Origin of the sequence: Pseudomonas sp. Irchel s3h17, from assembly GCF_900187505.1 — a bacterium.
Taxonomy (GTDB): Bacteria; Pseudomonadota; Gammaproteobacteria; order Pseudomonadales; family Pseudomonadaceae; genus Aquipseudomonas.
Genome location: NZ_FYDL01000002.1, coordinates 204,619 through 224,946 on the forward strand (window position 1 = coordinate 204,619; position 20,328 = coordinate 224,946).

17 protein-coding genes are annotated in these 20,328 nt (G+C 60.9%); 8 read left to right on the top strand and 9 right to left on the bottom strand.

What is annotated here, in order from left to right; translation table 11 throughout:
• Window positions 1–65: 65 nt before the first annotated feature.
• The 5 genes from CKW25_RS03005 to CKW25_RS03025 all read left to right on the top strand — a co-directional run bounded on the left by CKW25_RS03005 (window position 66) and on the right by CKW25_RS03025 (window position 5,819).
• Window positions 66–1,490: a gamma-aminobutyraldehyde dehydrogenase gene (locus tag CKW25_RS03005; RefSeq protein ID WP_095077553.1), complete on the top strand. Its 1,425-nt coding sequence runs from the start codon at window positions 66–68 to the stop codon at window positions 1,488–1,490.
• A gap of 226 nt (window positions 1,491–1,716) precedes the next feature.
• On the top strand, window positions 1,717–3,201 hold the full coding sequence (locus CKW25_RS03010; protein ID WP_095077557.1) for an APC family permease: 1,485 nt from the start codon (window positions 1,717–1,719) through the stop codon (window positions 3,199–3,201).
• A gap of 61 nt (window positions 3,202–3,262) precedes the next feature.
• Window positions 3,263–5,125, top strand: coding sequence for an NAD(P)/FAD-dependent oxidoreductase (locus CKW25_RS03015; protein ID WP_095077560.1), 1,863 nt, complete (start codon window positions 3,263–3,265; stop codon window positions 5,123–5,125).
• 177 nt (window positions 5,126–5,302) lie between these two features.
• Complete coding sequence (locus tag CKW25_RS03020) at window positions 5,303–5,566, top strand: CopG family ribbon-helix-helix protein (protein ID WP_095077563.1); 264 nt, start codon at window positions 5,303–5,305, stop codon at window positions 5,564–5,566.
• Entirely contained in the window at window positions 5,529–5,819 is a 291-nt protein-coding gene (locus tag CKW25_RS03025; protein WP_095077565.1) for a type II toxin-antitoxin system RelE/ParE family toxin, read from the top strand. Before CKW25_RS03020 ends, CKW25_RS03025 begins: the two co-directional genes overlap by 38 nt.
• 64 nt (window positions 5,820–5,883) lie before the next feature.
• Here the strand turns inward: CKW25_RS03025 and CKW25_RS03030 are convergent, their stop codons facing one another.
• Window positions 5,884–6,069, bottom strand: a complete 186-nt coding sequence (locus CKW25_RS03030; protein ID WP_095077567.1) for a hypothetical protein — start codon at window positions 6,067–6,069, stop codon at window positions 5,884–5,886.
• 448 nt (window positions 6,070–6,517) lie between these two features.
• Between CKW25_RS03030 and CKW25_RS03035 the strand changes: the two genes are divergently transcribed.
• Entirely contained in the window at window positions 6,518–8,152 is a 1,635-nt protein-coding gene (locus CKW25_RS03035; protein WP_095077569.1) for a glucan biosynthesis protein D, read from the top strand.
• 299 nt (window positions 8,153–8,451) lie between these two features.
• Here the strand turns inward: CKW25_RS03035 and CKW25_RS03040 are convergent, their stop codons facing one another.
• The 3 genes from CKW25_RS03040 to CKW25_RS03050 all read right to left on the bottom strand — a co-directional run bounded on the left by CKW25_RS03040 (window position 8,452) and on the right by CKW25_RS03050 (window position 12,104).
• Complete coding sequence (locus CKW25_RS03040; RefSeq protein ID WP_095077571.1) at window positions 8,452–9,558, bottom strand: NADH:flavin oxidoreductase/NADH oxidase; 1,107 nt, start codon at window positions 9,556–9,558, stop codon at window positions 8,452–8,454.
• 224 nt (window positions 9,559–9,782) lie between these two features.
• Window positions 9,783–11,492 (bottom strand): single-stranded-DNA-specific exonuclease RecJ, encoded by a 1,710-nt coding sequence (gene recJ / locus CKW25_RS03045; protein WP_095077573.1) that lies wholly within the window; start codon window positions 11,490–11,492, stop codon window positions 9,783–9,785.
• A 69-nt stretch (window positions 11,493–11,561) separates the two neighbouring features.
• Window positions 11,562–12,104, bottom strand: a complete 543-nt coding sequence (locus tag CKW25_RS03050; protein WP_054593842.1) for a YaeQ family protein — start codon at window positions 12,102–12,104, stop codon at window positions 11,562–11,564.
• 114 nt (window positions 12,105–12,218) lie between these two features.
• On the opposite strand from CKW25_RS03050, the gene CKW25_RS03055 reads away from it, so the two are divergent.
• Complete coding sequence (locus CKW25_RS03055) at window positions 12,219–13,418, top strand: CaiB/BaiF CoA-transferase family protein (RefSeq protein WP_095077575.1); 1,200 nt, start codon at window positions 12,219–12,221, stop codon at window positions 13,416–13,418.
• On the top strand, window positions 13,372–14,313 hold the full coding sequence (locus tag CKW25_RS03060; RefSeq protein ID WP_095077577.1) for a TIGR02285 family protein: 942 nt from the start codon (window positions 13,372–13,374) through the stop codon (window positions 14,311–14,313). Before CKW25_RS03055 ends, CKW25_RS03060 begins: the two co-directional genes overlap by 47 nt.
• 167 nt (window positions 14,314–14,480) lie before the next feature.
• Here CKW25_RS03060 and CKW25_RS03065 read toward each other — a convergent pair whose 3' ends face one another.
• The 5 genes from CKW25_RS03065 to CKW25_RS03085 all read right to left on the bottom strand — a co-directional run bounded on the left by CKW25_RS03065 (window position 14,481) and on the right by CKW25_RS03085 (window position 20,070).
• Entirely contained in the window at window positions 14,481–14,768 is a 288-nt protein-coding gene (locus CKW25_RS03065) for a DUF3509 domain-containing protein (RefSeq protein ID WP_095077579.1), read from the bottom strand.
• Window positions 14,769–14,856: 88 nt separating this feature from the next.
• A complete protein-coding gene (locus CKW25_RS03070; protein ID WP_095077581.1) occupies window positions 14,857–16,218 on the bottom strand; it encodes a transporter substrate-binding domain-containing protein in 1,362 nt (453 codons plus the stop codon).
• A 120-nt stretch (window positions 16,219–16,338) separates the two neighbouring features.
• Window positions 16,339–17,748 (bottom strand): threonine synthase, encoded by a 1,410-nt coding sequence (gene thrC / locus CKW25_RS03075; RefSeq protein ID WP_095077583.1) that lies wholly within the window; start codon window positions 17,746–17,748, stop codon window positions 16,339–16,341.
• Window positions 17,749–17,897: 149 nt separating this feature from the next.
• Window positions 17,898–19,202, bottom strand: a complete 1,305-nt coding sequence (locus tag CKW25_RS03080) for a homoserine dehydrogenase (protein WP_095077585.1) — start codon at window positions 19,200–19,202, stop codon at window positions 17,898–17,900.
• Between the two features lie 136 nt (window positions 19,203–19,338).
• Window positions 19,339–20,070 (bottom strand): DsbC family protein, encoded by a 732-nt coding sequence (locus CKW25_RS03085; RefSeq protein WP_095077586.1) that lies wholly within the window; start codon window positions 20,068–20,070, stop codon window positions 19,339–19,341.
• Window positions 20,071–20,328 lie beyond the last annotated feature (258 nt).

Genomic DNA, 20,328 nt, shown 5'->3' on the forward strand with positions numbered 1-20,328 from the left:
AGCAAGCTCGCTCCTACAGGTCCCGGTTCCGACAGAAACATAAAAGCGCCAATGAGGACACGAACATGCAAACCAAACTCTTGATCAACGGCCAACTGGTCAATGGTGAAGGCGCCCCTCAAGCCGTCTTCAACCCGGCCCTGGGTCGTGTGCTGGTGGAAATCAACGAAGCCAGCGAAGCCCAGGTGGATGCCGCCGTGCGGGCCGCCGACGACGCGTTCGAAAGCTGGTCGCAGACCTCGCCCAAAGACCGTTCGCTGTTGTTGCTCAAACTGGCCGACGCGATTCAGGCCCACGGTGAGGAACTGGCGAAACTGGAGTCGGACAACTGCGGTAAACCCTACAGCGCGGCGCTCAATGACGAGATCCCGGCGATTGCCGATGTGTTCCGTTTCTTTGCCGGGGCCAGCCGTTGCATGAGCGGCATGGCGGGTGGCGAATACCTGCCCGGTCACACCTCGATGATCCGTCGTGACCCGGTGGGTGTGATCGCCTCCATTGCTCCGTGGAACTACCCGCTGATGATGGTGGCCTGGAAAGTCGCCCCGGCCCTGGCGGCGGGTAACACCGTAGTGCTCAAGCCATCGGAACAAACGCCCCTGACCGCCCTGCGCCTGGCCGAGCTGGCATCGGAGATTTTCCCGGCCGGTGTACTCAACCTGGTATTCGGTCGCGGGCCTACGGTTGGCAGCCCGCTGGTGACTCATCCGAAGGTGCGCATGGTGTCGCTTACCGGATCCATTGCCACTGGTTCGAACATCATTTCCAGCACCGCCGACAGCGTCAAGCGCATGCACATGGAACTGGGGGGCAAGGCGCCGGTGATCATCTTCGACGACGCCGACATCGACGCCGCCGTGGAAGGCATTCGTACCTTCGGTTTCTACAACGCCGGGCAAGACTGCACCGCCGCCTGCCGCATCTATGCCCAGGACGGTATCTACGACAGGTTTGTGGAGAAGCTCGGCGCTGCCGTCAGCAGCATCAAGTACGGCGTGCAGGATGATCCGGCCACCGAGCTGGGCCCGCTGATCACCGCCCAGCATCGCGACCGTGTCGCCGGGTTCGTCGAGCGGGCGATGGCCCAACCGCACATTCGCCTGATCACTGGCGGCAAGGTCGTGGAAGGCAACGGCTTCTTCTTCGAACCCACGGTGCTGGCCGACGCCCGGCAGGATGACGAGATCGTGCGTCGTGAAGTGTTTGGCCCCGTGGTGTCGGTGACCCGCTTCACCGATGAGGCCCAGGTACTGGGCTGGGCCAACGACTCGGACTACGGCCTGGCCTCGTCGGTGTGGACCGCCGATGTCGGTCGCGCCCATCGCCTCTCGGCCCGCTTGCAGTACGGCTGCACCTGGGTCAACACGCACTTCATGCTGGTCAGCGAAATGCCCCATGGCGGTCAGAAACTGTCCGGCTACGGCAAGGACATGTCCATGTACGGGCTGGAGGACTACACCACCGTCAGGCATGTGATGTTCAAGCACTAAAAGCTTCGCGGGCAAGCCTGCTCCCACAAGGTCACCGCAGTCTCTGTGGGAGCGGCCTTGCGCGCGAAGGCGTCACCTCGGTTTCAAGGCAGAAACCGGCACCACGCACCACCAGGCTCCACACCAGAGAAATCAAAACAATAACCACCGATCCGGGTGAGGCCGTCATGGCCCCGCCACGGTTTCTGGCATCCGAAATCTGCCGATTTTCCGGAGTATCAACACGATGAGTGCACTACCCGAACTCAATGTCGCCGTCGCGGACAGCGATGCCGAGCAGCTACGCAAGCTGGGTTACACCTCAAATTTCAATCGCAGCATGAGCCTGTGGGAAAACTTCGCCCTGGGCTTCACTTACCTCTCGCCAGTCGTCGGGGTCTATACCCTGTTCGGCCTGTGCCTGGCCGCGGGTGGCCCGCCCATGTTCTGGGCCTACCTGCTGGTCGGTTGCGGCCAGTTGCTGGTGTGCCTGATCTTCGGTGAAGTGGTGTCGCAGTTCCCGATTTCCGGTGGCGTCTACCCCTGGGCACGTCGCCTGGTGGGCAAGCGCTGGGCGTGGATGGTCGGCTGGATCTACTCCATCGCCCTGTGTGTCACCATCGCCGCCGTTGCCGTCGGTGCCGGGCCCTACCTGGCGGCAATGATGGGATTTGAACCGAGCAACAACACCAACATCATCATTGCCCTGGTGCTGACGCTGTTCGCGACCCTGGTCAACCTCAGCGGCACCAAAGTACTGGCGCGGATCGCCATGTTCGGCTTCCTCTGCGAACTGGTCGGCGCGGTGATCGTCGGTGTCTACCTGTTGATCTTCGAACGCCATCAACCCCTGAGCGTGCTGTTCAACACCTTTGACATCAGCGTTGACGGCTCCTACCTGCCGGCCTTCCTCACCGCATCCCTGGCCGGGATGTTCCTGTACTACGGTTTCGAGGCCTGTGGCGACGTGGCCGAAGAAACCCCGAACCCGAGCAAGCAGATTCCGGTGGCCATGCGCATGACCATCTACATCGGCGGCATCGCCGCGATGTTTGCCTGCCTGGCGCTGATTCTGGCGGTACCGGACATGCAAGCCGTGATCAACGGCACCGACAAGGACCCGGTGACCACCATCCTGAACAACGCCTTTGGCCCGGTGGGTTCGAAAGTGGTGATGGGCGTGGTGATGATTTCCTTCATCTCCTGCGTCATCAGCTTGCAAGCGGCTGCCAGCCGTCTGCTGTACTCCTACGCACGTGACGAAATGGTCATTGGCAGCGGCCTGCTCAAGCGCATTTCGCCTACGACCCAGGTTCCCGTGGCGGCCTTGTTCGTATCCGGTATCCTGCCGGCGCTGATCATCACCCTCGGCTTCTTCCTGCAGGATGCCGTCGCCACCATTGTCAGCTTCGCCGCCATCGGCATCTACCTGGCCTTCCAGATGATCGTACTCGCGGCCCTTTATGCCCGTGCCCGTGGCTGGAAACCCAGCGGCAAATTCACCCTGGGCGCATGGGGCCTGCCAGTGAATATCGGCGCGCTGGTCTATGGTGTCGGGGCCATCGTCAACATGGCCTGGCCGCGCTCGCCGGATGCTGCGTGGTACATCAACTATGCAATGGTGCTGAGCACGGCCATCGTCATTGGCCTGGGCCTGCTCTACATGTGGCTCGGCAAACCCTATGACCATGGCACCGCCCCAGCGGGCGACGCCTGGAAAGTCAGCCGGTAACGACAACGCCCTGCCCCGTAGGAACGGGTCAGGGCGCCTGGAACACACACAAGGATTGAATATGGACATTACCCGCCGCGACTTCCTCAACGGCGTCGCTATCACTATTGCCGCCGGCATGACCCCGTTGCACATTCTCCAGGCCGCGCCTGACGGGCGCTACTACCCACCCGCCCTCACCGGCCTGCGAGGCAGTCACGTTGGCTCGTTCGAACTGGCGCACCAGATGGGCTGGGAGAAAAAAGTCTTCGACACCGACAAACTGCCGATCAGCGAAGAGTACGACCTGGTGGTGGTCGGTGGTGGCCTGAGCGGATTGTCAGCGGCCTGGTTCTACCGCGAGAAGCATCCGAAAGCACGCATCCTGATTCTGGAAAACCACGACGACTTTGGCGGCCACGCCAAGCGCAACGAGTTCTCCGCCGGCGGTCGCATGATTCTCGGCTATGGCGGCAGCGAAGCCTTCCAGTCGCCAAACCACCTGTACAGCAACGAAGTGAACGGCCTGCTGAAAAAGCTTGGTGTGGACATCAAGCGCTTCGAGACTGCCTTCGACCGCCAGTTCTACCCCGGCCTTGGTCTGTCGCGCGCGGTGTTCTTCGACAAGGAGAACTTCGGCGAAGACAAACTGGTCAGCGGAGACCCGACGCCGATGGTGGCCGACGACATCGCCCCGGACCAACTGAACGCTCGCGCCATCGAAGACTTCATCAACGACTTCCCGCTATCGGCAGCGGATCGTACAGCCCTGATTGCCGTCCACAATGCCCCCAGGGACTACCTGGCCGGCAAAACCACGGAACAGAAAACCGCGCATCTGGAAACCACCAGCTACCGCGACTTCCTGCTCAAGGATGTCGGACTCTCGGAACAGGCGGTGAAGTACTTCCAAAGCCGCACCAATGACTTCATGGCGCTGAGCATCGATGCCGTGGCCGCTTACGACGCCTACAACGTCGGCTTCCCAGGTTTTGGCGCCATGAAACTTGCGCCCATCAGCGAAGAAGCCCAAGCGGAAATGGAAGAGCCCTACATCTACCACTTCCCCGACGGCAACGCCTCGCTGGCCCGCTTGCTGGTGCGCAGCCTGATCCCGGCCGTGGCACCCGGGAACACCATGGACGACATCGTCCTGGCCCCGTTCGACTACGCCAGGCTCGACCAGCCGAAAACCCCGGTACGCATTCGCCTCAACAGCACCGTCGTCAGCGTACGCAATGTCGGCAATGCCGTGAACATTGGCTACAACCGCGGCGGGCAACTGAACCAGGTACGCGGCAAGCACTGCATCATGGCCTGCTACAACATGATGATTCCGTACCTGCTGCGCGATGTGTCGGCAGCGCAATCCCACGCGTTGAGCCAGAACGTGAAATTCCCGCTGGTGTACACCAAAGTGGTGATCCGCAACTGGCAATCGTTCCAGAAGCTGGGGATTCACGAAATCTACGCAGCGACCCAACCCTATAGCCGGATCAAACTCGACTACCCGGTGAGCATGGGCGGCTACGATCATCCAAAGGACCCGACACAGCCGATCGGCCTGCACATGGTCTACGTGCCCACCAGCCCCAACAGTGGCATGAACGCCCGCGACCAGGCCCGTGCCGGTCGTGGCCGCCTGTATGGCCAATCCTTCGAGGTCCTCGAAGCGCAACTACGCGATCAGTTGCAACGCATGCTCGGCCCTGGCGGTTTCAACCACGAAACCGACATCCTCGAGATCACCGTCAACCGCTGGTCACACGGCTACGCGTACTTCTCCAACAGCCTGTACGACGATTCCGACGAAAGCGAAAAACTGATGACCCTGGCGCGTCAGCCAGTAGGCAATGTCAGCATCGCCAACTCGGACGCCGCGTGGAGCGCCTATGCCCATGCCGCGATAGATGAGGCCTACAGGGCGGTAGGAGAAGTGGGCTAGTCATTGCCACCGATGGCGGGACAACTCATTTGGCAATACTTCGCTTGCTCCCTCCAGCCATTGCGCCGCTAAGGTTGTTCGGAACCGGTGCACACAACGATGTGTTGACTGAGGTCCTGGCAAAGTCTAGGTTGTATACGTCGTTTACAACGTATACAACCTATCAGGAGCGCCACCATGGCCTCACCCGTTTTGTCCTTTCGAGTCGAAGAGAGCCTTGCCCAGCAACTGGATCAGCTGGCCGCTACGACCGATCGCGACCGTCAATACCACCTCAAGCGTGCACTGGTGCGTTACGTGGAAGCCGAATCCTGGCATCTGCAAGCCATCAGCGAGGGCATTGCCGATGCCGATGCTGGCAAACTGACTGACCTGGACGCCGTGAAGGCTAAGTGGGCAACCCGTGCCGAGAGTCGCACTGACCGAGAAAGCCGAGAGTGATCTGGACGCCATTCATGAGCATTACCGTGGATTGATCGGCGCGAACGCCGCCAGCCATGTCGTGGCAAGTATCCTGGACACCTTTGATCAACTGGAACGGTTCCCCGGCTCCGGCCGAGCATCCCAGGTACCGGATGTGCGGGAGCTGGTGCTGAACCGGATCCCTTTCGTTGTGCCCTATCGGGTGACACAGGGCCAGGTACAGGTGCTTCGAATTCTGCATCAGCGAAGCGAGCACACTCAGGCGTGGTGACATACAGGCAGCCCCTGGCGCGAGCGAACAACCTCATGCGCCGCGCCGGGACAGCGGGCACCTCTCAAAACCGCGAAACGCTACGCATCGCATCCATCAGGCAGCGCATGGCGATCCGGTCGCTCTCCGATAACTCGCGGTAATGCTCGACGAACTGCTGCTCCTCTGTACTGAGCCGGCGCGCTCTGCGCGAGAAGCTCACGCCTGAAATGATCCCCAGAAACCCGATGATGCCTTGCACTTTCGTCATGGACGATGTCCCTCTGCAGGTGAAATGAAACTTCAGATACCTCATCGCCCTACCCCACCGTCAGCAATACCGGCGCTTGCCTGAATACTGCTGAACGCTCACCCGCCCCAAGGGCAGAAGCCGGTGACGCCCCTAAGAATAGAAACAAAAAAACCGTCACGAGCATTTTTTAGAGTAATTAGTCAAAAAAATAAAAACGATCATTTCAAACACGACACAGACGGACAGCACCGGCATAGTATTTTGCTGCACGCTAACGGTTGGCTCGTGGCCTGCGGGAATTTCAAGTGCAGCGCCCGTTAATCTTTTTGCGAGTTATTTCGAACTCTTTAACTTGCGGGGCATCCGTTTAAAATCCGAAGCGTTTGGCCGAAGGCTTGTCCGAACCTCCATTTCTGATCCGTAACGCAGCCGGGAACGCCGCGGGATCGCCCAAGAAGGTTGTCCTATGCACCGCAGGAATTTGCTCAAGGCCTCCATGGCCATCGCAGCCTACACTGGCCTCTCGGCTACCGGACTGTTGGCCGCTCGCGCCTGGGCCGGGACGGCCGATGGCGAGGCGCAAGCCTTTGACTTCGAGGCGCTGAAAGCGCAGGCCAAGCAGTTGGCCAGCAACCGATACCAGGACACCAAGCAAGTGTTGCCGCCGACCCTGGCGAGCATGACGCCGCAGAATTTCAATGCCATCCAGTACGACGCCAACCACTCGCTGTGGAATGAACTGAACGGGCAACTGGACGTGCAGTTCTTCCATGTCGGCATGGGCTTCAAGCAACCGGTACGCATGTACAGCGTCGATCCGAAAACCCGCCTGGCGCGAGAAGTGCATTTCCGTCCGTCCCTGTTCAACTACCAGAACTCCAGCGTCGACACCGCGCAACTCAAGGGCGACCTTGGGTTTTCCGGTTTCAAACTGTTCAAGGCCCCGGAACTGGATAGACACGACGTGGTGTCATTCCTCGGCGCGAGCTACTTCCGCGCGGTGGATAACACCGGCCAGTACGGCTTGTCGGCCCGCGGCCTGGCCATCGACACCTACGCGAAAAAGCGCGAAGAGTTTCCGGACTTCACCAAGTTCTGGTTCGAAACCCCGGACAAGGACAGCACCCGCTTCGTGGTCTATGCCTTGCTCGACTCACCGAGCGCCACGGGCGCCTACCGCTTTGACATCGATTGCCAGGCCGAACGCGTGGTGATGGACGTCGACGCCCACGTCAATGCGCGCACCGCCATCGAACAACTGGGTATCGCCCCGATGACCAGCATGTTCAGCTGCGGCACCCACGAACGGCGCATGTGCGACACCATCCACCCGCAGATCCACGACTCGGACCGGCTGGCCATGTGGCGTGGCAATGGCGAGTGGATCTGCCGCCCGCTGAACAATCCGGCCACCCTGCAATTCAATGCGTTCGCCGACAAGGATCCGAAAGGTTTCGGCCTGGTCCAGACCGACCACGAATTCGACAGTTATCAGGACACCGTCGACTGGTACAGCAAGCGCCCGAGCCTGTGGGTCGAGCCGACTACCGCCTGGGGTGAGGGCTCCATTGACCTGCTGGAAATCCCGACCACGGGCGAGACCCTGGACAACATCGTGGCCTTCTGGACTCCGAAAAAACCAGTGGCCGCCGGCGATTCCCTGAACTACGGCTATAAGCTCTACTGGAGTGCCCTGCCGCCCGTGGGCACGCCGTTGGCGCGGGTCAATGCGACGCGTTCGGGCATGGGTGGCTTCACCGAAGGCTGGGCACCGGGCGAGCACTACCCGAAGGTCTGGGCGCGCCGCTTTGCCGTCGACTTCAACGGCGGTGGGCTGGACCGCTTGCCGGCGGGCACCGGCATCGAACCGGTGATCACCGCCTCGAACGGCCAGGTCAAGGACTTCAACGTGCTGGTGCTCGACGACATCAAGGGCTATCGAATCACCTTTGACTGGTTCCCGACCAACGACAGCATGGAGCCGGTGGAACTGCGGCTGTTCATCCGCACCCATGACCGCACATTGAGCGAGACCTGGCTGTACCAGTACTTCCCGCCGGCACCCGAGAAACGCACGTATCCAGATTGGCCAGCGGCATAAGGCAGCGACGTCCGCCAGACGAGACCAAGCCCCGACCAACTGGCCGCCATGCTGTTCAGTTTAAGAAACGCTTGAAGCGAGTGAGGGGCCCGTGGCGAGCGAGCTTGCTCGCGCTGGGGCGCGAAGCGCCCCCAACAAAGCGACTGCGCTCTTTCAGAACGAACTCGGCGATCGTTTTTGGGGCTGCTGTGCAGCCCAGCGCGAGCAAGCTCGCTCGCCACGGGGCTGTATTGAGCAACCCTATCCTTAACTGAACAACGTTGCGGCCAGTTGGCCGGGGTTTAGTTTTGTCGCGTCAGTCAATCGCGCAAATCCGACTCATGAATCGGCTGATCGCGATGGGTTGCCCGTTGATACTGTGACGGCCAGATCGCCTTGTGCCCTCCCAGGTCATCGTCGGCATGCAGCGGCCAGTAAGGGTCGCGCAACAGTTCACGGGCAAGCAGGATGATATCGGCCTGACAGGTGCGCAGAATGTGTTCGGCCTGCGCCGGTTCGGTGATCAAGCCGACAGTGCCGGTGGCAATCCCGGACTCCTTGCGCACGCGCTCGGCGAAACGTGTCTGGTACCCCGGCCCGGTTGGAATCTCGGCATTGACCGCGGTCCCGCCCGACGACACATCGATCAGATCCACCCCCAGTGCTTTCAGGCGTCGCGCCAACTCCACGGTCTCATCCGGGTTCCAGCCATCCTCGACCCAATCGGTCGCCGATACCCGCACAAACAATGGCAACGCCTCGGGCCAGACGGCACGAACCGCCTCGGTCACTTGCAGCACCAGGCGGATACGGTTTTCGAACGAGCCACCGTACTGGTCGCGTCGCTGGTTGCTCAAGGGCGACAGGAACTGATGCAGCAGATAGCCGTGAGCAGCATGCACCTCGACCACTTTGAAACCGGCGACCAGCGCACGCTTGGCGGCGTCGACGAAGGCCTGGATCACCTCGTGGATCTGCGCTTCGCTCAGTTGCGTCGGCGCGGTGTGTTCGGGGTCGAAGGCAATCGGCGACGGGCCGACCGGAATCCAGCCGCCATCGGCCGGTTTGACGCTGCCATGTTTGCCCAGCCATGGCCGGTGAGTGCTGGCCTTGCGTCCGGCGTGCGCCAGTTGGATACCGGCTACCGCGCCCTGGGCGGTGATGAAGCGCGTGATGCGCTGCAGGGGTTCGATCTGCGCGTCGTTCCACAGGCCCAGGTCCTGGGCCGTAATGCGGCCATCGGCGGTGACGGCCGTGGCTTCCGTAAACACCAGGCCGGCTCCGCCCACGGCGCGACTGCCGAGGTGCACCAGGTGCCAGTCATTGGCCAGGCCATCGACGCTGGAGTACTGGCACATTGGCGATACCGCGATGCGGTTCAGCAGGGTCAATTGACGCAGGGTGTAGGGTTCAAGCAGCAGACTCATGGGGCACCTCTCGAATCAGTGGGCAGGCTCCAGGGTTCTGTTTGAAAAGTCGACGAGTGACAGGAAAGGATGCGGCACCCGCCCCCGCGGGTAAAAAATGGACGATACGTCACAAGGCCAATCAAGCAGTGTTTAGAGCCTAGTCCACATCGGCGGATGAGGGAGGACTGGATGCTGACGCAGATCGGACGTGGCGAGGAGCACGCTCGCTCGCCACAAAAGCATTACCGGGGCTCGATGTGGGCAATCATCAACTGGACGGTTTCCTGGCCACGGAACTCGTTGACGTCGAGCTTGTACGCCAGTTCGACCCAGCGGATGGTCGGGTTGGGCCAGATGTCACGGTCGATGCCAAAGGCAATTCCGTCAAGCTTCACCGAGCCACATTCGCTTTTGAGTACCACCTTCAGGTGCCGCTCGCCCACCACCCGTTGCTCGACCAGCTGGAACACCCCGTGGAACAGTGGCTCCGGGAAGTGCTGGCCCCAGGGGCCGGCATGGCGCAAGGCACGGGCCAGTTCCAGGTGAAACTCTTCGACGGCCAGGGTGCCGTCAGACAGCAGCCGGCCCGTCAGGTCCTCCTCGCGCATTTGCCGACGCACCTCGGCATCAAACGCTTCGGCGAACAGCGGGAAGTTCTCCTGCGGCAACGTCAGGCCCGCCGCCATGGCGTGGCCGCCGTACTTGCTGATCAGCGTTGGATGCTGGGCCGCCACCACGCTCAGCGCGTCACGGATATGAAAGCCTTGCACCGAGCGCCCCGAGCCCTTGAGCAGGCCGTCACCCGCATCGGCAAAGGCAATGGTCGGACGGAAATAGCGCTCTTTCATGCGCGAGGCGAGGATCCCGATAACCCCCTGGTGCCACTCCGGATCGAACAGGCACAAGCCGAACGGCATCGACTCTAGCGGCAGGTCCTTGAGCTGGGCCAGGGCTTCGCGCTGCATGCCCTGCTCAATGGACTTGCGGTCCTGATTCATCCCGTCCAGTTGCGCGGCCATTTCACGCGCAGCACCCACATCGTCGGTGAGCAGGCATTCGATGCCCAGGCTCATGTCGTCCAGGCGCCCCGCCGCGTTCAGGCGTGGGCCGAGGATGAAACCAAGGTCAATGGAGGTGATGCGTGAATGATCGCGCTTGGCCACTTCCAGGATCGCCTTGATCCCCGGCCGGGCCCGACCGGCTCGAATCCGTTCCAGGCCCTGATGCACCAGGATGCGGTTGTTGGCATCCAGTGGCACCACGTCGGCCACGCTGCCCAGCGCCACCAGGTCGAGCAGCTCGCCGATGTTGGGTTGCGGCGCACTCTCGTACCACCCCAGGCTGCGCAAGCGTGCGCGCAAGGCCATCAGTACGTAGAAAATCACCCCGACACCGGCCAGTGCCTTGCTCGCAAATCCGCAGCCCGGCTGGTTCGGGTTGACGATGGCATCCGCCAGCGGCAGTTCGTCGCCAGGCAAGTGGTGATCGGTGACCAGCACCTTGAGCCCGGCCTGTTTCGCCGCGGCCACCCCTTCAACGCTGGAAATGCCGTTGTCCACAGTGATCAGCAGCTGGGGTTGACGCTGCAAGGCCACCGCGACGATTTCCGGCGTCAGACCGTAGCCGTACTCGAAACGGTTAGGCACCAGATAATCGACGTGGGCAGCCCCCAGCAAGCGCAAACCCAGCAAGCCGACGGTGCTGGCCGTCGCACCATCGGCATCGAAATCGCCAACGATCAGAATCCGCTGGCGTTGCTCCAGGGCCGTCACCAGCAGATCCACCGCCGCCTCAATACCCTTGAGCTGCTGGTACGGGATCAAGCGCGCCAGGCTCTTGTCCAGTTCGGCTTCTGACTGCACGCCCCGTGCCGCATACAGGCGGGTCAGCAGCGGCGGCAGATCACCGAGAAACGGCAGGGTGGCGGGTAGCTGGCGAGGTTCGATACGCATGGGGTGGCAGGTGCTTCTCTTCAATACGTGGGATAAAACCGGGTGACACACAGCTGGACGGCGCATCAATCAGCCGCGTTCGCCCGCCAACCATTGCAACTGGACTTCGTGCTGACCGCGGTCATCGGTGACGAAAATCGTTCCTTCGCTGATCATCACGTCCCACTTGATGACGCGGGGCATGTCCTTGGCCAGGGTTTCCAGCACTTCCTGGGGAACGGCCGCAATGTTGACGTTCTTCAGGTTCTTGACCGCCGGTACCACTTTGCCTTCCCAGACACGCAGGCTGCCGTAAGCCAGCAGGCTGGTGCGCTCGGTACGACGCGAGCACCAGGTCAGGCGATCGGCGTCTGGCTGGCCGACTTCGATCCAGTGCAGTACACGGTCGTCCAGGCTCTTTTCCCACAGGGCAGGCTCGTCCACTTCCGACAGACCACGACCAAAGGACAGCTGTTCGTTGTACCAGAGGGCGTAGGCCAGCAACCGCACGGTCATGCGCTCTTCGGTTTCCGAAGGGTGGCGGGCAATGGTCTGCTTGACGCTCTCGTACACGCTGCGGTCGAGGTCGGTGAGGTTCAGTTCAAACTTGTAGGTCGTGGACGGCTGGGCCATGAACGGGCTTCTTGATACGAGGAAAGGCGGCAAGTCTAACCGATGCGTGGGCGATGAGGGCCGGGCTATGTTAAAACGCTTCATCGACTCCGTCTTTGTCCTACAGGATCACCCATGCCGCTCACCGCCAAACCGCTTGCCGGCCTGAAAGTCATCGAACTCGGCACCTTGATTGCCGGACCCTTCGCTTCGCGCATTTGCGCCGAGTTCGGCGCCGATGTGACCAAGATCGAGTCCCCGGACGGCGGTGACCCATTGCGCAAGTGGCGCAAACTCTACGAGGGCACCTCGCTGTGGTGGTTTGTCCAGGCGCGCAACAAGAAGTCCCTCACCCTCAACCTCAAGCACCCGGACGGCCTGGCGATCCTCAAGCAGTTGCTCACTGAAGCCGACATCCTGATCGAAAACTTTCGCCCCGGCGTGCTGGAAAAGCTGGGCCTTGGCTGGGACGTCCTGCACGCGCTGAACCCGAAGCTGGTGATGGTTCGCCTGTCGGGTTTCGGGCAAACCGGACCGATGAAAGACCAGCCGGGGTTTGGCGCAGTCGGTGAGTCCATGGGCGGGTTGCGCTACATCACCGGCTTCGAAGACCGCCCACCGGTACGTACCGGGATCTCCATCGGCGACTCGATTGCCGCGCTCTGGGGCGTGATCGGGGCGCTGATGGCCTTGCGTCATCGCGAGGTCAATGGCGGCCAGGGGCAAGTCGTCGACGTGGCACTGTACGAAGCGATCTTTGCCATGATGGAAAGCATGGTGCCGGAGTTCGATGTGTTCGGGTTCATCCGTGAACGCACCGGCAACATCATGCCCGGCATCACGCCCTCCTCCATCCACACCAGCGCCGACGGTAAACACATCCAGATCGGCGCCAATGGCGATGCGATCTTCAAGCGCTTCATGCAGGCCATCGGCCGCGACGACCTGGCCAAGGATCCGGCCCTGGCCAGCAACGATGGCCGTGACAGCCGTCGTGACGAACTGTATGGGGTCATTGACCGGTGGGTCGGTTCGCTGCCGCTCGATCACGTGATCGAACAGATGAACCAGGCCGAAGTCCCCGCCAGCCGGATCTTCAGCGCCGAGGACATGTTCAGCGACCCGCAATTTCTCGCCCGGGAAATGTTCCTGCAAGCCAAGCTGCCCGATGGCAAGGACTTCAAGATGCCAGGGATCGTGCCCAAGCTGTCGGAAACGCCGGGGACGTGCGAGTGGGTCGGCGCCGAGCTGGGCGAACATAATGCGCAGGTGCTGCGCGAGCTTGGCTATGACGCGGCACAGATCGCGCGACTGCGCGAAGACGGGGCTATCTAGCCTGAACAGGGTGCCATCGATCTGCCGGGGCCTGCGGGTGCCGGGCATAGCCGCGCTCCTGGCCTGCCTGCTGGTTTTTTCCGATGCGGTGCATGCCAGGGAGGTACTGACCTGGCTGCTGCGGGATTTACCGCCGCTGACGATTTTCGAAGGCCCCCAGAAAAGCCAGGGGGCGATTGACCGGTTCATGCCGCTGTTGATTGCCAGCCTGCCCGAATATGAACAGCGGATCATGCGGATCAATCGCGCACGCGGCATGCAGATGCTGCTGGAGCCTGGCTTCGCCTGCGACCCCTCCCTGCTCTGGAGCCCGGAGCGGGCACAACGGCTTACCTTCTCCATCCCGGCTTATCGAATCCGCAGCAACGGCATTGTGATACGCCAACAGGACCGTGGACTACTCGCCCCATACCTGATCGACAACCAGGTCGACCTGACGCGGTTGCTGGCGCGTGAAAACGGCAAGCTCGGCGTGGTCGCCGAGCGCAGTTATGGCCAGGTGGTAGACCGCATCCTGCAACAGGCGCCGAACAACAGCCTGTCAGCCCATTATGGCAACGATGCCCTGGGCAGCCTTCTGCAAATGCAGCGCCTGGGGCGTTTGTCTGTGTTGCTGGGCTATTGGCCGGAAATCCGCTATCAGGCGCAACAACAAGGCATATCACCCGATGAACTGGAGTTCTACGGGATTCGCGGCACGGACAAGTACCAATCGATCCATATTGCATGCTCGGACACCCCACAGGGTCGCCAGGCCATCCAGCGTATCAACGCGACCCTACGGGAGCTGAGGCAGAACCGGCTGGTGGAGTTTTACGCGCTGTGGCTTGACCCGCAGATGCGTGACGAATACCGGGAAGACGCCAGGACCTTTTTTCAGGAGCAATCGCCCTGAGCAAATGCCGGACAAAAGAAACCCCGAGCAGTGGGGAGACAACTCGGGGTTAAACGTGGTCTGCAAGGACCCGCACAACAAGTGACAAGCACCGGAGCACAATGCTTGATCTTGTTGATACCGGGTCTGACTAACGGGATGGCGAGAAGGTTCCCGCAAAAAAACATTCAGCTTCTGACAGGAGGACGCCCGTCTTGCGTAGCGGTGCGCGTAGCGGCAATGACGCAGGGCTCCAGTCGCCCTTCGGCGATCAATACATCACGGTGCAAACCATCGACAACGTCCGTCAGCAAGCGCTTGTCGGTGAACTGCACCTGATTGAACTCACGTTCAACCACGATGGCACCAACGGTACTCTTCAAGGTCACCAGGCATTGGCCGTGGGTCCCCGACGGCGTCAGCGTCACCTGATACGGACTCAGTGCTTCACCCATCAACAGGTTGATACGTTCCATCTCGATCACCACTCAATAGTCCGAAAACGAAGTGCCTGGTCGACAGAGCATGCACGGAAAAGATGACAGTAAAAAAACACCCCTGAGGTCAGACAGGCTGATGACGCCGAGGCCCGCGAGGAGCCGTCCAGCCCCCCACGACACCTCGCAGCGCACCATCGGCGCCGTAGTACGGAACCGTCCATTGATAGACACTTCTGTTACCGCTCTTGAACAACACGTCACGTTCGACGAAACGCCCCTTGCAGCTGCCGAGCTGTTCCATGAGCTCGGCATGCAACAGGGTGGCGGTCGAGGCTGGCAACACATCGACCTCGGTCAGCCGCTTGCCCTGCACCCGGTTAAAACGGGTCGACAGCTGTTCCTCATAACTTTTGTTGCAGAGGATCAACCGCCCCTGCAGATCCCATGCGAAAACCGGATCGGGCATGGCATTGATCAAGGCGTGCCGAAGGGCGAGCTGGTCGCTGAGCGCCTGTTCCGCGGTGAGTCGCTGCTCGACCTGCTGGTGCAGACGCCGGCCCCACAACCATGAAATCAATCCGAACAGGCTGATGGACAGCAGCCCCCAGCTGCCCCACTGGTAAAACCGCTGCCACGGCGATGGCGCCGGGCCGGGGACCACACCGCCCAGCCACTTCATGCGGATAGCCCGCAACTCGGCGGGCGGGAACGCCTCGAGGGCCTTGTTGAGGATGCCCAACAGTTGCGGCTGGCCCTTGCGCAAGGCCAAGTGGTCAGCCTCCCATTTGCCCTCCAGGCTTGAGCCGATCGCCAGTCGCCCGGCCGGGAACAGGTAGGCGCTGTTTGCATTTTCGATGGTTGCGTAGGCTTCGCCACTTTCCACCCATGCACGGGCTTCTGCGTAGGTTTTGACCGAGTGCAAGCGAATCTGCGGGTAATCACGCCGGATGCCGGCTTCCAGCGCATGTCGGGTCGGTAGCACCAGGACCTTGCCTGAGAGCGCTTCCAGCGACTGGACCGGGGGAGTTCCCGCCTGCGTGACAAACATCCAGCCAGCGTCGCCAAAGGCGTGACTGAAATCGAGGAAGTCCCTGCGCTCGTCGGTTTCGGCGAGCGTGGTACTCATGTCCGCCCGACCGCTTTCCAGCAACCCCAGCAGATGCTCGGTGGAAAAGGACTCCTCGTGAACAAATAGCAGCCCGGTCATCCGTGAAAGGCGCGTGAGGATATCGTTGTTCAGACCGCTCCATTGCCCCTGCTCATCCTTGAACAGGTACACCGGGGCCTGCACCGATGCGACGATCACCTGGCGGTTTTCGGCGATCCATTGAAGCTCCCGTGCCGTCAGCACAAAGGGCTTTTGCCCGGCTGACGTGCCGACGTCCAAGACAGCGGGCTGTCCGGCCAAGCCCCATGGACTCAATCCAAGAACAGCCAGTAGCAATGCCCAACGCCAGACGGGTTTTAATCCTGTGAAAACCGACATGCCCACTTCCTTCTCAATCACTCACCCGTCCCTGAGGGGCGAAACAACGAGCAGTGTGGCATGCGGAAATGAAGAAGCCCGTCAGGAGACGGGCTTCAAAATGTGACAGGTCTTTACCGATCAGAGTGGCTTGCCGCGATTGCCATGCTGGCTGACAAAGGCCTGCACGGCTTTCAGGTCATTTGGCAGAACGGTGCAGCGTTCATCCCGCTCGAACAAATCAGAAAGGTGAGCAGGCAGCTCAAGCGTTTTTCCTACACCGGCTTTTTCCACCGCTTCCGGAAACTTGACCGGATGGGCGGTGCCCAGGACCACCATCGGAATATCCAGGCTACGGCGGCACTCACGGGCGGCCTTGACGCCGATGGCGGTGTGCGGATCCAGCAGCTCGCCCGTCTGGGCGAAGACTTCAGCGATGGTTTCGCAGGTTTGTGCATCGTCCACGGCCAGCGAATCGAAGAGTTTGCGCGCCTCGGTCCAGCGCTCCTGTTCGACGCTGAAACCACCACCTTGCTTGAAGGTGTCCATCAGGCCCGCAATCGCTGCACCATTACGACCATGCAGGTCGAACAGCAGGCGTTCGAAGTTCGACGACACCATGATATCCATGGACGGCGACAGCGTGGCGTGCAGGGTTTCCTTGACGTACTGGTTGCCGCTCATGAAGCGGTGCAGGATGTCGTTGCGGTTGGTGGCGACGATCAACTGGTTGATCGGCAGCCCCATGTTGCGTGCCAGGTAGCCAGCGAAAATATCGCCGAAGTTACCGGTCGGTACCGAGAACGACACCGAACGCGCCGGGCCGCCAAGCTGCAAGGCGGCGTGGAAGTAGTAAACGATCTGGGCCATGATCCGCGCCCAGTTGATCGAGTTCACTGCCACCAGGCGCGTGCCCTTGAGGAAGCTCTGGTCGGCGAAGCTGGCCTTGACCATTTCCTGGCAGTCATCGAAGTTGCCTTCGATGGCGATGTTGTGGATGTTGTCGCCGAACAGTGTGGTCATCTGCCGGCGCTGCACTTCCGAGACACGGTTGTGCGGATGCAGGATGAAGATATCGACGTTTTCGCAGTGTTTGCAGCCCTCGATGGCCGCCGAGCCGGTATCACCCGAGGTGGCGCCCACGATGACCACGCGCTCGCCGCGTTTTTCCAGCACATAGTCAAGCAAGCGACCGAGCAGCTGCAGGGCAAAGTCCTTGAACGCCAGGGTCGGGCCGTGGAACAGCTCCAACACCCATTCGTTGCCGTTCAGCTGGCGCAGCGGTGCGACCGCGTTATGGGAGAAGGCACCGTAGGTAGCTTCCAGAATCTTTTTGAAGTCGGCGTCCGGAATACTGCCGGCCACAAACGGGCGCATCACCCGGAAAGCCAGCTCGTGATACGGCAAGCCAGCCCAGGAAGCGATTTCTTCCTGGGTGAAGCGTGGCAGGTTTTCCGGCACGTACAGGCCGCCGTCGCTGGCCAGGCCAGCCAACAATACGTCTTCGAAATTCAGGGCCGGTGCCTGGCCGCGGGTACTGATATAGCGCATAAGATCAAACCTTCGGTTTGGGCTTCAAGCTACAAGCTGCAAGCTGCACGTTAAAAGCGATTGGCCTTTTGTTTGCAGTTTGCGGCTTGTAGCTTGCCGCTGTGTTGATTGCTTTTACTTGCAGCTTGGAGCTAGACGCTGCAGCGGCTTCAGTTCAAATGCTCGACGCGGATCCGTACGACCGGACCGTCCACGCCCTGCAGCGCTTCAAGGGCCGCGATCGCGTCATTCATGCGTTGTTCCAGCACACGATGCGTCAGCAGGATCATAGGCACCAGACCGTCGTGTTCTTCGACTTCCTTTTGCATGATCGATTCGATGTTGATACCACGCTCCGACAGGATGCTCGCCACCTGGGCCAGTACGCCTGGATGATCCTTGGCCTGGATACGCAGGTAGTAGGCACTCTCGCAGGCTTCGATCGGCAGGATCGGGTGAGACGACAGCGAATCCGGCTGGAAGGCCAGGTGCGGCACACGGTTCTCAGGGTCGCTGGTCATCGCACGAACCACGTCCACCAGGTCGGCAATCACCGACGAAGCGGTCGGTTCCATGCCGGCGCCGGCACCGTAGAACAAGGTCGAACCGGCCGCATCGCCGTTGACCATCACCGCGTTCATCACACCGTTGACGTTGGCGATCAGGCGATCGGCCGGGATCAGGGTCGGGTGTACGCGCAGCTCGATGCCGCTGGCGGTGCTGCGAGCCACGCCCAGGTGCTTGATGCGATAGCCCAGGGCCTCGGCGTAGTTCACGTCGGCGGTGGTCAGCTTGGTGATGCCTTCGGTGTAGGCCTTGTCGAATTGCAGTGGGATACCAAAGGCAATGGACGCCAGGATGGTCAGCTTGTGCGCGGCATCGATGCCTTCGACGTCGAAGGTAGGATCGGCTTCGGCATACCCCAGGGCCTGGGCTTCGGCGAGCACATCTTCAAAGGTACGGCCCTTCTCACGCATTTCGGTGAGGATGAAGTTGCCGGTGCCGTTGATGATGCCGGCGACCCAGTTGATGCGGTTGGCCGACAGGCCTTCACGAATCGCCTTGATCACTGGAATGCCACCGGCTACCGCCGCTTCGAAAGCCACGATCACGCCCTTCTCGCGTGCCTTGGCGAAAATTTCATTACCGTGAACGGCAATCAATGCCTTGTTCGCGGTGACCACATGCTTGCCATTCTCGATGGCCTTGAGTACCAGCTCGCGGGCAACGGTGTAGCCGCCCATCAGCTCTATGACGATGTCGATCTCAGGGTTCGTGGCCACTTCGAAGACATCGTTGGTAATCGCAATACCGGTCGTTTGGAACTGAGGCTTTGGCGTGCGCATGGCAATTTGTGCCACTTCGATTCCACGCCCGGCACGACGAGCAATTTCCTCGGCGTTGCGTTGAAGTACGTTGAGGGTACCGCCACCGACGGTCCCTAACCCACAGATGCCTACTTTGACCGGTTTCACTGTGAACTCCCCATAAAACGGCCGACTCAAGGCCGGCCGTGGAAAACAGCCACACGGTGTGCGGCTCTCTATTAATGGAACGCCGACGTCTGTCGTCGCACCATGATCGTCAAAGGCTTACCGTGACGACACAGGATTATTTAGCACCCAACGCCAGTTTGGCGATTTGTGGCGCTGGCTGGTAGCCCGGAATCACCTGGCCATCGGCCAAAACGATGGCCGGTGTACCGTTCACACCGATGGACTGGCCCAGGGCGAACTGTTTGGAAACCGGGTTGGCGCATTTCGCAGCCTTGATTTCCTTGCCTTCCACCATCTTGTCCATGGCGGCTTTCTTGTCAGCGGAGCACCAGACGGCCTGCAGCTGTTCGTCGCCCGGCGAGCCCAGGCCCTGGCGCGGGAATGCAACATAACGCACTTCGACGCCCATTTTGTTCAAGGCCGGCACTTCAGCGTGCAATTTGTGGCAGTAAGGGCACGTCGTATCGGTGAACACGGTGATGTGCGTCTTGGTTTCACCGATGGCCGGGTAAACCACGGTTTCAGCAACCGGAATGCCATTGATCAGCTTGGCGATACCCAGGCGTTCGGTTTTCTCGGTCAGGTTGACCGGCTTGCCGTCCTTGAGCTGGAACAGATAGCCCTGAACAATGTACTGACCATCTGCGCTGGCGTACAGGACACGGCTGCCCTTGAGTTTGACTTCGTAGAGACCGGCCAGCGGGCTGGCAGTGATGGATTCGATCGGCGTGTCGAGCGCAAGGCTTTCCAGGCTTTTACGAATGGCTTTGTCGGCCGCATCATCGGCGACGGCAAAGGTGCTGACCAACGCAATGATTGCGGCGGCGAATATCTGGGTCAGACGCATGAGAACTCCTGAAGGCGGACAAATGGGTCGGTTAGAACGCCCGTAGCGGGACACCGGGTCATAACCGTCCATCGTGCAAACCGGCAAAGCCTATCACATTAGGCCCGCGTGGCCGACTGGAGCTGACACAAGTCATTGTGGCGAGGGAGCTTGCTCCCGCTCGACTGCGAAGCAGTCGCAAAACGGGCAGCTCGATTTTCCCGAATGACCGTGGTGTGTGGATTTGGGGCCGCTGCGCGACCCAGCGGGAGCAAGCTC